The sequence below is a fragment of the Streptomyces sp. URMC 129 genome (genome assembly GCF_051386415.1).
Lineage (GTDB): Bacteria > Actinomycetota > Actinomycetes > Streptomycetales > Streptomycetaceae > Streptomyces.
Genome location: NZ_JBPQTQ010000058.1, coordinates 1 through 12,606 on the forward strand (window position 1 = coordinate 1; position 12,606 = coordinate 12,606).

16 protein-coding genes are annotated in these 12,606 nt (G+C 74.3%); 9 read left to right on the forward strand and 7 right to left on the reverse strand.

Annotated features, from left to right (window positions below):
• Positions 1-152 precede the first annotated feature (152 nt).
• The 4 genes from ACSNOC_RS14140 to ACSNOC_RS14155 all read right to left on the reverse strand — a co-directional run bounded on the left by ACSNOC_RS14140 (position 153) and on the right by ACSNOC_RS14155 (position 3,303).
• Positions 153-548: a response regulator gene (locus tag ACSNOC_RS14140; protein WP_436747751.1), complete on the reverse strand. Its 396-nt coding sequence runs from the start codon at positions 546-548 to the stop codon at positions 153-155.
• Positions 545-2,047 carry a PAS domain-containing sensor histidine kinase gene (locus tag ACSNOC_RS14145; RefSeq protein WP_436747752.1) on the reverse strand — a complete coding sequence of 501 codons (1,503 nt, stop codon included), beginning with the start codon at positions 2,045-2,047 and terminating at the stop codon, positions 545-547. The genes ACSNOC_RS14140 and ACSNOC_RS14145 overlap by 4 nt, the downstream gene beginning before the upstream one ends.
• Before the next feature lie 11 nt (positions 2,048-2,058).
• Positions 2,059-2,505: an ATP-binding protein gene (locus ACSNOC_RS14150; protein ID WP_436747753.1), complete on the reverse strand. Its 447-nt coding sequence runs from the start codon at positions 2,503-2,505 to the stop codon at positions 2,059-2,061.
• A gap of 117 nt (positions 2,506-2,622) precedes the next feature.
• Positions 2,623-3,303, reverse strand: coding sequence for a response regulator (locus ACSNOC_RS14155; protein ID WP_436747754.1), 681 nt, complete (start codon positions 3,301-3,303; stop codon positions 2,623-2,625).
• Positions 3,304-3,497: 194 nt separating this feature from the next.
• On the opposite strand from ACSNOC_RS14155, the gene ACSNOC_RS14160 reads away from it, so the two are divergent.
• The 3 genes from ACSNOC_RS14160 to ACSNOC_RS14170 all read left to right on the forward strand — a co-directional run bounded on the left by ACSNOC_RS14160 (position 3,498) and on the right by ACSNOC_RS14170 (position 5,466).
• Complete coding sequence (locus ACSNOC_RS14160; RefSeq protein WP_436747755.1) at positions 3,498-3,842, forward strand: STAS domain-containing protein; 345 nt, start codon at positions 3,498-3,500, stop codon at positions 3,840-3,842.
• 131 nt (positions 3,843-3,973) lie between these two features.
• Positions 3,974-4,423 carry a universal stress protein gene (locus ACSNOC_RS14165; RefSeq protein WP_436747756.1) on the forward strand — a complete coding sequence of 150 codons (450 nt, stop codon included), beginning with the start codon at positions 3,974-3,976 and terminating at the stop codon, positions 4,421-4,423.
• 14 nt (positions 4,424-4,437) lie between these two features.
• Positions 4,438-5,466: an adenylate/guanylate cyclase domain-containing protein gene (locus ACSNOC_RS14170; protein ID WP_436747757.1), complete on the forward strand. Its 1,029-nt coding sequence runs from the start codon at positions 4,438-4,440 to the stop codon at positions 5,464-5,466.
• A 9-nt stretch (positions 5,467-5,475) separates the two neighbouring features.
• On the opposite strand, the gene ACSNOC_RS14175 is transcribed toward ACSNOC_RS14170, so the two are convergent.
• The 3 genes from ACSNOC_RS14175 to ACSNOC_RS14185 form a co-directional block, all read right to left on the reverse strand.
• The gene (locus ACSNOC_RS14175; protein WP_436747758.1) at positions 5,476-5,781 is read right to left on the reverse strand and encodes a DUF427 domain-containing protein; all 306 of its coding nucleotides are present in this window, start codon (positions 5,779-5,781) and stop codon (positions 5,476-5,478) included.
• Positions 5,782-5,890: 109 nt separating this feature from the next.
• Positions 5,891-6,550 (reverse strand): response regulator, encoded by a 660-nt coding sequence (locus ACSNOC_RS14180; protein WP_436747759.1) that lies wholly within the window; start codon positions 6,548-6,550, stop codon positions 5,891-5,893.
• A complete protein-coding gene (locus ACSNOC_RS14185) occupies positions 6,547-7,938 on the reverse strand; it encodes a sensor histidine kinase (RefSeq protein WP_436747760.1) in 1,392 nt (463 codons plus the stop codon). The genes ACSNOC_RS14180 and ACSNOC_RS14185 overlap by 4 nt, the downstream gene beginning before the upstream one ends.
• A gap of 251 nt (positions 7,939-8,189) precedes the next feature.
• Between ACSNOC_RS14185 and ACSNOC_RS14190 the strand changes: the two genes are divergently transcribed.
• From ACSNOC_RS14190 to ACSNOC_RS14215, 6 genes are all read left to right on the forward strand, one after another.
• On the forward strand, positions 8,190-8,747 hold the full coding sequence (locus tag ACSNOC_RS14190; RefSeq protein WP_436747761.1) for an Rv1733c family protein: 558 nt from the start codon (positions 8,190-8,192) through the stop codon (positions 8,745-8,747).
• A gap of 43 nt (positions 8,748-8,790) precedes the next feature.
• Positions 8,791-9,087 carry a hypothetical protein gene (locus ACSNOC_RS14195; protein WP_436747762.1) on the forward strand — a complete coding sequence of 99 codons (297 nt, stop codon included), beginning with the start codon at positions 8,791-8,793 and terminating at the stop codon, positions 9,085-9,087.
• Between the two features lie 325 nt (positions 9,088-9,412).
• Positions 9,413-9,652, forward strand: coding sequence for a hypothetical protein (locus tag ACSNOC_RS14200; RefSeq protein WP_436747763.1), 240 nt, complete (start codon positions 9,413-9,415; stop codon positions 9,650-9,652).
• Positions 9,653-9,663: 11 nt separating this feature from the next.
• Positions 9,664-10,461 carry a hypothetical protein gene (locus ACSNOC_RS14205; RefSeq protein ID WP_436747764.1) on the forward strand — a complete coding sequence of 266 codons (798 nt, stop codon included), beginning with the start codon at positions 9,664-9,666 and terminating at the stop codon, positions 10,459-10,461.
• The gene (locus tag ACSNOC_RS14210; RefSeq protein ID WP_436747765.1) at positions 10,458-11,399 is read left to right on the forward strand and encodes a DUF6895 family protein; all 942 of its coding nucleotides are present in this window, start codon (positions 10,458-10,460) and stop codon (positions 11,397-11,399) included. Before ACSNOC_RS14205 ends, ACSNOC_RS14210 begins: the two co-directional genes overlap by 4 nt.
• Positions 11,396-12,496 (forward strand): serine hydrolase domain-containing protein, encoded by a 1,101-nt coding sequence (locus ACSNOC_RS14215; RefSeq protein ID WP_436747766.1) that lies wholly within the window; start codon positions 11,396-11,398, stop codon positions 12,494-12,496. The genes ACSNOC_RS14210 and ACSNOC_RS14215 overlap by 4 nt, the downstream gene beginning before the upstream one ends.
• Positions 12,497-12,606: the final 110 nt, after the last annotated feature.

Sequence of the window (12,606 nt, forward strand, 5' to 3'; positions counted from 1 at the left end):
GGGTGGAGTTGAGCCGGGAGGGACATCCGGGGGACACCGCGGCGCGGGCGCGCCCGCCGGGGCCGGGGGGAGACCGCGACCGCCCCCGGACGACGCCGGGTTGGCGGGGGGTGGCGCACGCACCGGGCAACGGGTCGGCGCGTGGCGCCGGTTCAGCGCGTGACGCGGGAGCGGCCCAGGCGGCGGACGGCGGCCACGATCTCCGTGTTGGGCACGCCCTTCAGCAGAAGGTCCGTCACCCCGAGGCGCCGTATCTCGTCGACCGCGTCCAGGTCGGCATGGGCCGAGAAGGCCAGGATGCGCGTGCCGGGTGAGCAGAGCATGATCTCGCGGGCCGCCCGCCCGCCTCCACCGCCCGGCATTCTGAGGTCCACGACGGCGACCGCGGGTCGGTGCGCCGCCGCCAGCGCGATGGCCTCATCGGTGTCGGCCGCCGCCCCCACCACCTCGAAGTCCGCCTCATCGGACAGGACTTCGCACAGCGCCTCGCGAATCATCGCGTCGTCGTCGCAGACCAGGACGGTCAGCCGCGCCGGCACCGCGCTCATGACGCACCGTCGGAGCCCGGCGCGGGCGCGGGCGGCGGGAGGGGCAGCCAGAACTCCACGGTGGTGCCGCCGCCCGGCTCGTTGTGCATCGTCCACCAGCCGTCCGCGGTCTCGGCCCGCTCCCGCATCTCGATCACGCCGAAGTGCTCGCGCCCGGTCAGCGGGTCCAGCGGCGCGGCAAGGCCGATCCCGTCGTCGGTGACGCGCGTCAGCACTCCCTGCCCGGCCGGTGCCAGCGACACCTTCACCATGCTCGCGCGGGCGTGCTTGTGCACGTTGATCAGAGCCTCCTGGCAGATGCGGAAGATCGTGACCGCCGTCTCCGTCGGCACCTCCCGGTCCAGCTGGTCCTCCAGCGCGTACCGCAGATCCCATCCGGTCACCACCTCGCGCAGGTAGTCGTTGAGCGCCTCGGCCAGCCCGTGCCGGTCGATCGCCGGGGGCCGGAGCCGGAAGCTCAGGCTCCGCAACCGGCCGATGGCGCCGCTGACCGCCTCGTCGAGCTTGCGCACCTGCGGCGCCAGCTCCGGCGGCACCCGGTTGGCCAGGAGTTGCAGCCGCATGCCGACCGCCACCATCGACTGGATCGAGTCGTCGTGCACGTCCCACGCGATCCGGCGCCGCTCCATCTCCTGGGCCTCCACCAGATGGGCCAGCAGCCGCCGCCGCTCGGTCAGTTCGCGCTCCGCGGCGCGGCGCTCGGTGAGGTCGCGGGTGACTTTGCCGAAGCCGCGGAGTTCGCCGGTTTCGTCGAAGAGGGCGGTGATGACGACGTTGGCCCAGAAGCGGGTGCCGTCCTGGCGGATGCGCCAGCCTTCGTCCTCGAAGCGGCCTTCGGTGATGGCGGTGGCGAGTTCGTACTGCGGTTTGCCCGCGGCCTTCTCCTCGGGTGGGTAGAAGACGGAGAAGTGGCGGCCGATGATGTCGTCCGCGGTGTAGCCCTTGATGCGTTCGGCGCCCGCGTTCCAGCTCACGATGTGGCCTTCGGCGTCGAGCATGAAGATCGCGTAGTCCACCACGTTCTGCACCAGCAGCCGGAAGCGCTCCTCGCTCTCCCGCAGCGCCTCCTCGGCCGCGCGGCGCTCGGTGAGGTCGCGGGTGACTTTGCCGAAGCCGCGGAGTTCGCCGGTTTCGTCGAAGAGGGCGGTGATGACGACGTTGGCCCAGAAGCGGGTGCCGTCCTGGCGGATGCGCCAGCCTTCGTCCTCGAAGCGGCCTTCGGTGATGGCGGTGGCGAGTCCGTACTGGGGCTTCCCGGCGGCTTTTTCCTCGGGTGGGTAGAAGACGGAGAAGTGGCGGCCGATGATGTCGTCCGCGGTGTAGCCCTTGATGCGTTCGGCGCCCGCGTTCCAGCTCACGATGTGGCCTTCGGTGTCGAGCATGAAGATCGCGTAGTCCACCACACCCTGCACAAGGAGATGAGCGGCCGGTGGGGAGGCACCCGCCCGGACCGGCTGGCTGTTGTCGTCCGGCTGCTGGCGTTGGGGTGCACCGCGCATACCGTAGAGCTTTACACGACCGAGCCGGCGCCCGGCACGGGCCGGCCGCCGGCGCCCCCCTCCTGGTCGGCGGGTCTGGGAGCCATCTCGCACCACACGATCTTTCCGGTGGCCAGCGGCGAGGTGCCCCAGTCCGCCGCGAGCCGGTCGATCATCCTCAGGCCCAGCCCCCCTCCGGCCGGGCCTGATTCCCTCCGCACCGGCGGCGCGGGGCTGTCGTCGGTCACCTCGACCCGGACCCGGAGCGGCGTTCCGGCCATGCGCAGCACGGGGGCGCCGTGTCCGTGGCGCAGGGCGTTGGACACCAGTTCCGAGACGACGAGCACGACGTCGTCGTGGTGCCCCCGGTAGGCGTGCCTGAGCAGCGTCCGGCGGGCGAAGTCCCGGGCCCGGGCCGCGCTGCCGCCGTCCTCGGGCAGATCCAGCACGACGTCGTAGGCCGGGTACGGGAGTTCCACGCTGGCACTCTCCGCCATCCACGCCCCGGCCGCGAGACGCACGGGGCCCACTCTCCCCCTGGTGCATATGCATCAGGCGCGTGGGCTCGCCATGGGCCACGGGCCACGGGCCGCCGGTCAGTCGAGCAGGCCCTCGCGGCGCGCGATCGCCACCGCCTCCAGTTTGGAACGGGCACCGATCTTCTCCAGCACCCGCTGCACGTGGTTGCGCGCCGTGTTGTGCGCGACGCCCAGCCGCTCCCCGACCTGCGCGGTGCTCAGCCCCTCGGCCAGCAGCAGCAGCGTCTCCCGCTCCCGCGGGGTCAGGGTCGCCCCGGCGGCGGGCACCCGCCCGGTCAGCCGGTCCAGCACGCCGCCCAGCAGCCCCGGTGCGAACACCACCTCGCCCGCGGCCACCTGCCGCACCGCCTCCTCCAGCTCCTCCAGCCGGCCGGACTTCAGCATCAGCCCCGCGCCCCCGGCCTCCACCACCCGGGTCGCCACCGAGGCCGTCGCCTCGCCCGTCAGCACCAGCACCCGGGCGCCGGGCGCCGCCTCCTCCAGCCGGCCGATCGCCGCGATCCCGTCCCCGTCGGGCAGCCGGCGGTCCAGCACCACCACATCGGGCCGGCAGCGGCGGGTGTCCGCGAGCGCCGACGCGATCGAACGGGACCGCGCCACCACCGTCATGCCCGCCGCCCGGTCCAGCGCCTGGCCGATGGCCTCCGCCACCATGTCGTGGTCCTCGACGAGCACCACCCGGATCGGCGGCTCCCCGGGCGGCGTCGGCGGTGGCGGCGACGTCGGCGGAGGCGGCATGAACGAGATCCCTCGGCAGTGGTGGCGCGTGCGCGACCCCTCGATCGTAGCCGCCGGACCGGACGGGGACGCCGGGCGGCGTGCGGGGCGGATCACGCGCCGCCGTCGCGCGCTGAAGCCCCTGCGACGCCGCGCGGCCAGGCGCTACTGTCGACAGCGGTCGACAAGTCCCCCAGGGCGAAGGCGAGGTGCCGATGACAGCCGCCGACGCGTTCCGCACCACGGTCTTCCGCGCGGACGGCCGGGTCACCGTCGGCGCCGTGGGAGAGATCGACTTCTCCACCCTGCCCCGGCTGCGCGAGGCGCTGACCGCCGCCCTGGACGTCGCCCGGGGCGCCGCGCCGGGCTCGGTGGAGGTCGACCTCTCCGGCGTCTCGTTCTGCGACTGCGCCGGAGTGAACGTTCTGCTGGCGGCCTGGCACCGGGCCCGCGCCGAGGGCACCCCGTTCCGGGTGACCGCCACCGGCGCGCCCGTCGTCGCCCGGATCTTCCGGCTGCTGGACGTCGACCATCTGCTGGGCCTCGACCCGGCCCGCTGAGAACGCGCCCCTCCCGGCCCACTGGTTCTTGCTCCGATCCGCGCACGGGGGCGGCGGATTTTGTCAGCGGCGCCACAACATCGGCCGCCGCACCCTTGGCCGTCGCCGGGAGACGATTAGGGTGAGCTGCTATGACCGCTTATGACACCGTCGTCGTCGGGACCGACGGCTCCAAGTCATCGTTCGCGGCGGTGGAGCGCGCAGCCCTCGTCGCTGCAGCGTGTGGCGCCAAGCTGGTCGTCCTGTGCGCCTACCGACCGCTCGGCCGTTCCGAGTCGGCGGTGGCGCAGGACGTGCTCCGGGACGAGGCGTACCACGTGATGGGCTCGGCCCCCGCCGAGGAGACCCTGCGCACCGCACGCGAGAAGGCCGCCGTCGCCGGCGTGATCGACGTCGACGCGATCGCCGTCGAGGGCGACCCGGTGCCCAACCTGCTGAAGGCCGCCAGGAAGCGCGGCGCGGGACTGATCGTGGTGGGCAACCGGGGGCTGAACACCCTCGCGGGGCGCATCCTCGGTTCGGTGCCGGCCGAGGTGGCGCGCAAGGCCGATGTGGATGTTTTGATCGTGCACACCACGTGACGGGAGCGTCGGACATGGAGCGGGTGCCTGTCGAACGAGCCGAGCCGGCCGAGGCCGGAATCGAAGAGGCCCTGCTCGGCGGTGAGCGCAAGTACACCAGAAAGCAGGTCGCGGACCTGGCGGGCGTGCCGCTGGAGCGCGTGCACCGGCTGTGGCGTGCCCTGGGCTTCGCCGCCGCCGGCGACGACGACGTCATCTTCACGGACGCCGACGTGGAAGCGGCCAAGGTGGGCTACGACTTCGTCGGCTCCGGGCTGATCGACCAGGAACTGGACGCGGCCATGACCCGTGCCCTGGGCCACTTCCTGTCCCGGCTGGCCGAGTGGCAGGTCCAGGTGGTGTGGGACTGGCTGGTCAAGCAGGAGGGCATGAACGTCGACGAGTTCGACATCGCCCGCGTCGTCGAGGCCACCATGCCGACCATGGAGCGCCTCCAGAACTACGTGTGGCGCCGCCACCTCGTCGCCTTCGCGGGACGCGCGCTGGCCCTCGAGGCCGGGGCCGACGCCGAGGAACGCACCCAGGTCATCGGCTTCGTCGACATGGTGGGCTACACGCGGCTGACCCGGCAGAACGACGAGCACACCCTCCTCAACCTGCTGGAACGGTTCGAGGCGCTGGCGTCCGACACCATATCCGAGCACCACGGCCGGATCGTCAAGATGATCGGTGACGAAGTGCTGTTCGTCGCCGACTCGCCCGAGGACGCGATCGAGATCGCCTTCGCGCTCGGCGAGCGGGCCCGCCAGGACGGCGGCATACCCGAGCTGCGCACCGGCCTCGCCCAGGGCCGGGTCCTGCACCGGCTCGGCGACGTGTTCGGCGAGGTCGTCAACATCGCCGCCCGCCTCACCTCCATCGCGCGGCCGGACACGATCCTGATCGACACCAACCTCGCGGACAGCGTCCGCGGCGACCGCTCCTACGAACTCCGCTCGCTGCGCGCCTCGGTGCGCGGCTACAACCGGCTCAAGGCCTACGCCCTGCGCCGCCGGGAGAACACCGGCCGCATCCGCGACCGGTCCTCGTCCCGGCACCGCTGAGCCGCGCCGTCAGCCGCCCGCCGGCCCGCTCCCGCCCTCGACCACCACGCCGCGCCAGAACGCGATGTGGCCGGTGATGTGGGCGGCCCCGGGCAGCGGCTCGGGGTAGTACCAGGCGGCGTCCGGGTTGGTCGCGCCGTCCACCCGCAGGGTCAGGTAGCGGGCGGTGCCCTTCCACGAACAGACGGACGTGGCGTCGCTGTCCGTCACGTAGGCCCGGTTCACCGTCTCCGGAGGGAAGTAGTGGTTGCCCTCGACCACGACCGTGCGCGGCGATTCCGCGATCACCGCGCCGTTCCACAGCGCACGCACCATGACGCCGCCCCCTTTCCGCTCGTCCTTGTCCGGTGGGGGAACCCGGCGGCCCGGCCGTTTTCTTCCCGGTTCCCCGGTTCCCCGGTTCCCCGCTGTCAACGGTCCCGGATCAGGACGGTGTGACGAGCCGGGCCTCGTAGGCGAAGACGGCGGCCTGGGTGCGGTCGCGCAGCCCGAGCTTGACCAGGATCCGGCTCACATGCGTCTTGACGGTGGACTCCGCCACGGCCAGGTGCGCGGCGATCTCCGCGTTGGCCAGGCCCTGCGCGATCAGCGCCAGCACCTGCGTCTCGCGCTCCGTCAGCTCCCCGATCCGCTCGCGGGCCGGGGGCTGCGGGAGGTGGTCCCGCCGGGAGAACTCGGTGATCAGGCGCTTTGTCACGGTCGGCGCGAGCAGCGCCTCCCCGGCCGCCACCACCCGCACCCCGTCCGCGAGCTGCCGCGCGGAGGCGTCCTTGAGGAGGAAGCCGGAGGCCCCCGCGCGCAGCGCCTGGTACACGTACTCGTCCAGGTCGAACGTGGTCAGCACCAGCACCTTCGTCCCGTGGCCGGTGGCCAGGATCTCCCGGGTGGCCTCGATGCCGTTCATCAGCGGCATGCGGATGTCCATCAGCACCACGTCCGGGAGCAGGACGCGGGCACGGTCGACGGCCTCCCGGCCGTTGACCGCCTCGCCGCACACCTCCATGTCGGGCTGGGCGCCCAGCAGGACGGAGAAGCCCTCGCGGACCATCATCTGGTCGTCCGCGATGAGGACGCGGATCGTCATGCCTCCTCCTCGCCGGACAGGGCCGGATCGGGCCGCACGGGCAGGAACACCGACGTCTCCCAGCCGCCGTCCGCCGTCGGTCCGGTGGTCATCCCGCCGTCCAGCATCGCGACGCGCTCCCGCATGCCCGTGATGCCGTGACCGGCCCCGGGGGACGCCGTCACCGGGCCGCGCGGCGGGCCGTTGACGACGCGCAGGCCGAGGCCGCCGAGCACGTAGGACACCTCCACGCGGATGTCGGCGCCGGGCGCGTGGCGCAGCGCGTTGCTCAGCGCCTCCTGGACGATGCGGTACGCCGACAGCTCCACGCCCTGGGGCAGGTCGCGGACCGCCCCGGTGACGAGCTTCTCGACGGCGGGTCCGGCCTCCCGGACGTTGTCCAGCAGGGTGTCCAGCTCGGCCAGCGTCGGCTGCGGGGCATCGGGCGCCTGGTAGTCGGCGGCCCGGACGACGCCGAGGACGCGCCGCAGCTCGGTCAGCGCGGCCACCGCGTTCTCGCGGATGGTGGCGAACGCCTGCGTCAGCTCCGGCGGCGGGTTCTCCACCCGGTAGGGGGCGGCCTCGGCCTGGATCGCGACGACCGACATGTGGTGGGCCACGACGTCGTGCAGTTCGCGGGCGATCGTGGTGCGCTCCTCCAGCACGGTGCGCCGGGACCGCTCCTGGGCGGTGACGGCGGCCTGCTCGACGATCTGGTGCCGGGAGTCGTACAGGCCGCGCGCGAGGCCGACGCCGAGCAGCGCGACGAGCGAGACGGTGGTCATCTCCAGGGTGTTGAGGTCGTGCCAGCCCGCGCCGGCCTCGTACGCCTGGCTCAGGCCGGCGGTGATCGCCCACATCCAGACGGCGGTCCTGAGCCCGGTCCTGGCCGTCACCAGCGTCATCACCAGCAGGTGCGAGGCGAAGCTCAGCGAGGTCCACGGCCAGGTGGCGCCGAGGTCCACCGCGGCGAGCGCCATCCAGGAGGCGGTGGACACCCACCAGGCGGCGACCGGCCGGACGAGGACCAGCAGCACGGGGAGCGCGACGGCCGGGGCGGTCAGCAGCCCGCCCTCACTGTCGTTCAGGTGGAAGCCGTTGAGCGCGTACACCGCCAGGAGCAGCGCCGCGACCACGATCCCGGCGTGCGGCAGGCGGCCCGTGTACGGCCGCAGGCGCGCGGGCAGCGCGCGGGTCACGGAGTCCGGGAGCGGTATCGGCGGCAGCGGGCGGAAGGCGAAGGCCCCGCTGAACAGGTCCTCCCACAGGGCCCGCAGGGCGCCGCGCAGGGTGTGCAGCTCGGTGTGGAGGGCGGGGCGCCGAGCGCCGTGCGGTGCGAAGTGCCCGGCGGAACGCGGGCTCCGGGCCGCCGGGGCCGGGGCTGTGGGCTGGTGGGCTGATTCGGTCACGCGCTCACGGTAGGCGGCGGGTGCGGGCGGTGTCGTCACCGGTGAAGACGATCCGCCGGCATCCGTCTGAGGTACGACACGGCCCGCCGTGTCCCCCGGACGGAGGGCCCGTCGGCGCCTGCGCGGCGCCGCGCGCCGTCCGGTTCGCGCGCCGCCGCTCCGTCCCGACACCGGCCGGAAACGTGCGCGTTGACATGTACGGCCGCTCATTCGGGTACTCGCTTCCCCGACGTGACTGAGAGGGGCCCGGGATGGAGCGCAGGGTGCGGCTGTGGCGCTGGCGGCGCAATCCGCTGCGGCGCCGGTGCGACGTCGCGGAGGCGTGGGTCGGCCTCGCGGCCGGTGTACTCATGGTGGTGGGCGCTCCGGCGGCGGGCGCGGCGGCGCTCACCGGCTCGGCCGAGGCCATGCTGCGCGAGGCGCGCGAGGCCCGCCGCACGACGGCCGTGGTGACCGACGTCCACGACACGGTGACCGTCAGCGGCGTCGGGCCGCTGGGCACCGTCCGGTGGACGTCGGCGGACGGCACCCCCAGGACCGGCATGACGCGCCTGCCACCGGGCGTCACGGCCGGGGCACGGGTGACGGTCTGGCTCGACGGGGACGGCGCGCCACGCGGCGCGCCCCCGTCCCCGGCGGCGGCCTGGGCCGCCGGCGCGCTGCTCGGGACCGGCGTGGCGGGCGGCGTCTGCCTGCTCGCCCTCGGCGCGCGCGGCGGCGCCCGCAGCCGTCTGGACGCCCGCCGCTCCGCGCGGTGGGAACGTGAGTGGGCCGAGATCGCGCCCCGCTGGAGCCGGCGCGCCCTCTGACCGGCGGGCCCCCGTCCGCACCGACAGGACAGGGAGTGCGCTCATGCCCGTGGACCGCGGAAGCCACCTGGCCGCCGTGCGCGCACTATCCCCCCGGGCCGGCACGGACCTCACGCGCACCACCGTGTCCAGCGCGCTGGTCAGCGGCGCCACGTCCGCCTGCGACACCCTTGCCGTGCCGCTGGGTTCGGCGGTGCCCGCCGGGCTGTGGGACGGATACCCGGAGGAGCTGGTGCGGGCCCTGTCGTCCGAAGGGAAGCCGTTCGCCTCCCCGTTCTTCGCCGACCAGGCGTATCTCCTCCACCGCGCCGGGGACGCCGAGCGGCGTACGAGGGACTGACCGCGCACGTCGCCGGGTCCGCCGCCGCCGCGGGCGGCGGCACCCGCGTCACCTCCGGCGGCCCGGGCCGGGGAACGCGCCCTGACGCAGCTGGACGACCTGGTCGCGGACGGCGTCCCGCCGCGCGGTGCTGTCCGGCCTGACGGACGGCGCGGTCAAAGGATAGGGAAATAGCACCCGTGGCCTGCTGGTCAGTTGGAATCGGATAAGTGCGAATTCAGTCCGTTGGGCGCCAATAGCATAAAAGGGGCATCTACCTGGATTGCTGCCGCAAGGGGTGGGAAAACGGGAGACAAATCCGCTCGGCAGAAATGGGGTTTTTGCCATGAAGGTTGAAGTTCTGTCCGTCGTCCCCGCCTCGGGTGACGCGGAAGCGGTGCGGGCGCTGGTCGCCGAGGGCGAGACGTCCACGGTCCTGGGGGCCGGCGGCGCCCAGATGACCGGGGGTGCCAAGATCACGCTCGCCCTGGCGGGGGCGCTGTCGTCGAATCCGAAGAAGGAGGAGCCGATCGAGGACGCCTTCGGCGGGATGGTGCAGGAGCTGACCTACACGGCTGCCTGCTAAGGGGCCCGTGGATGTCTGTCGCGCATCAGGCGGCGTCGGACGCGGTCGGTTCGGCCGTCTCGGCGCTGGCCTCCGGGCTCGCCGGCGCGTTGCGGGACGGCGGTGGGGGGTTCTCCCTGCGGGCGTTCGCCGACGCGGCCGGTGAGCCGGCCGGGGCACTGGGCGCGGTGCGGGGCCTGGGTGCTGATGCCCTGGCCCCGTTCCTGCTCGCCGGGTGCCCCTTCACGACGGCCGACGCGGCCGTCGTCCGCGCGGCGGCGGCGGCCTTCCCGGCCCCGCCGCCCGAGGAGGAGGACGGCGCCCTGTGGGCGGCCCGTGACGCCGCCCTGGTCCGGGTGCTGGCCGCGCTCGGCGTCGAAGCGGATGGCTGGGAGGGGCTGGGGGAGGCGCGCGTCGGTTCCGAGCCGGAGGAGGGGCCGGGAGCGGGAACGGCGGGGGAGTGGCCGGCCTTCTCGGCGGCGCTGGCGAAGCTGGCCCCGCTCGCGCTGCCACCGGTGACCGGCCCGGTCCGGCGGGCGGCGGCGGACCGCCGGCTCGACGTCGGCCGGGGCCTGGTGCGGGCGATGCTGCGCCGCGACCACCTCACGGCGGCGCGGCTGGCGCGCTGGCTGGCGCTCGACCCCCGGCCCGGCACCGCCCCCGGGACCGTCCCCGGGACCGTCCCCCGGGCCGGGGCCGGGGCCGCGCCGGAGTCCGTGCCGTCGCTCGGCACCGTGCTGGACCACATCGCGGCGCTCGCGTCCGGCCGGCCGCGGGTGCTCTTCGAACTGGCCGTCGCCCGGCGGCTGCTGACGGGAGGCAACGGATGACGATCGACGCCGCGACGGTCCGGCTGGCCCAGCAGGTCACCGACCGGGCCCTGGCCTGGCTGTCCCGGATGCGCTCGTGCTTCGCGCTGCCGCGCGGCGTCGACGACCACGAGGTCAGGGGCGAGGCGCTGAAGGCGCTGAGCGAGCTGGCGCTCGCCGTCGCCCTGCTGCGCCGCGCGGCCGTGGCCGGACCGGACTCCGCGCGGTCCGCGCAGGAGCTGCTGGACTTCGCCTGGCGGGAGTTCCGCGAGGGCGAGCTGCTGTACGAGCTCCAGTGCTACACCCCGGCGGCCACGTATCCCGTGGAGATCTACGGGGAGTTCGTCACCGCCGGGTACCGCCACCGCAAGCTGGAGGAGCTGGCGCTCCACCTCGACGGGCTGCGCGCCGCCCGGTTCACCGAGCAGGTGCCCAACCGCAGGCTCGGCGTGCTGGCCGCCCGCCGCAGACTGGGCCTGCCCGATCCGCCGGACCTGGGCGAGCAGATCCGGCGGACGTGGCTGGGCGGCATGCCGGAGCCCTGGATGCTCGACGCGAGCAACGCGTACGGCGTCACGCACACCGTCTTCCACCTCACCGACTGGGGGGCCGACCCCGCCGGGCTGCCGGAGGAGCTCCAGGAGTATCTGGCGTGCTGGCTGCCGGTGTGGGTGGAGGTGTTCGCCGAGACCAGGACCTGGGACCTGCTCGGGGAGTTCCTGATGGTCGACATGTGCCTCACGCGGCCCCGCTTCTACCCCCGGGTCTGGGAGCGGTTCGCGGCGGCCCAGCGCGCCGACGGCATGATGCCCAACGGCGTCACCCGCCCGCCGGACGACCCGGCGCGCGCGTTCCTCAACCACCACCACCCGACCATCGTCGCCGTCGTCGCCGGGACCCTCACGGTCGCCCGCGCCCTCGACCCGGCGCTGCACGGACCGGACCGGATTCCCGCATGAACGACGGCACGCACGACGCCGCGACCGGCGGCACGACCGACAGCGCGACCGGCGGCACGACCGACGGCGACCTCGAAGCGCCGCTGAAGACAGTCCTCGACGAACTGCTGGACGACCCCGCCATCCCCGGCGCGGTCGCCGTGATCGTCCGCGGCCCCGGGCACGCGACGCGCGCCGCCGGCCGGACGAGCCGGGCCCCCGCCGCCGAACCGGTCCGCACCGGCACGCCGTTCGCCCTCGGCTCGGTCACCAAGACGTTCACCGCGCTGCTGCTGGCCGAGATGGCGGCCCGGGGCGAGGTGCGGTACGCGGACGCGATCGACACCTATCTCCCCGCCGGGGCCGCGCCGCGCCGCGGCGGCGGGCCGCCGGTCACACTGCTGGACCTGGCCACCCACAGCGGTGGCCTGCCCAACCTGCCGCGCAACGTGTACCGGCGCGGCCTGCGGCACTGGCTGTCCAACCCCTACGCGGCGTACCGCCCGGAGGATCTGTACCGGGCCACCGCCCGGCTGCGCCCGGGCCGGCGGACCGCGCGGTACTCGACGTTCGGCATGGGCCTGCTCGGCACGCTGCTGGCCAACGCGGCGGGCACCGACTACCTCACCCTGCTCACCGACCGGGTCCTGCTGCCCCTGGGGATGCGCGACACCGGCGTGCCCGGCAGCGGCACCCCGGCCGCGCCGCCCGCCACCGGGCACCGGCGCGGCCGGCCGGTGGGGCACTGGACCCTCGACGCCCTGGCGGGGGCCGGCGCCCTCTACACCACCGGCGAGGATCTGCTGCGCTATCTGCTCGCGCATGTGCGCCCGGACCGGACGCCGCTGGCCGTCGCGCTGGAGGCCGTGCGGCGCCCGCACCGCCGGTACGAGGACGGGGACAACGACGTCTGCCTCGCCTGGACCCATCGCGTCGTCGGGTCGCGGGCGCTGCTGTGGCACACGGGAGGGACCGGGGGTTTCACCGCGTACGCGGGGTTCAGCCCGGAGGCGGGAGCGGGGGCGGCCGTGCTGGCCAACAGCGCTCCGACCAGGGCCGAGCCGGTGCTGAGGGCGGGGCGGCGGCTGCTGCGCCGGGCCGTGTTCCCGGACCGCTGAGGACCGGGTGGGCAGGGGTCAGCCCGTCGACCGCTGACCGGAGTTGATCAGGAGATGACCGCTTCTGACTGGGCGGTGCGCGGCGTTGAGGGGATTCGTCGCGGGAGTGG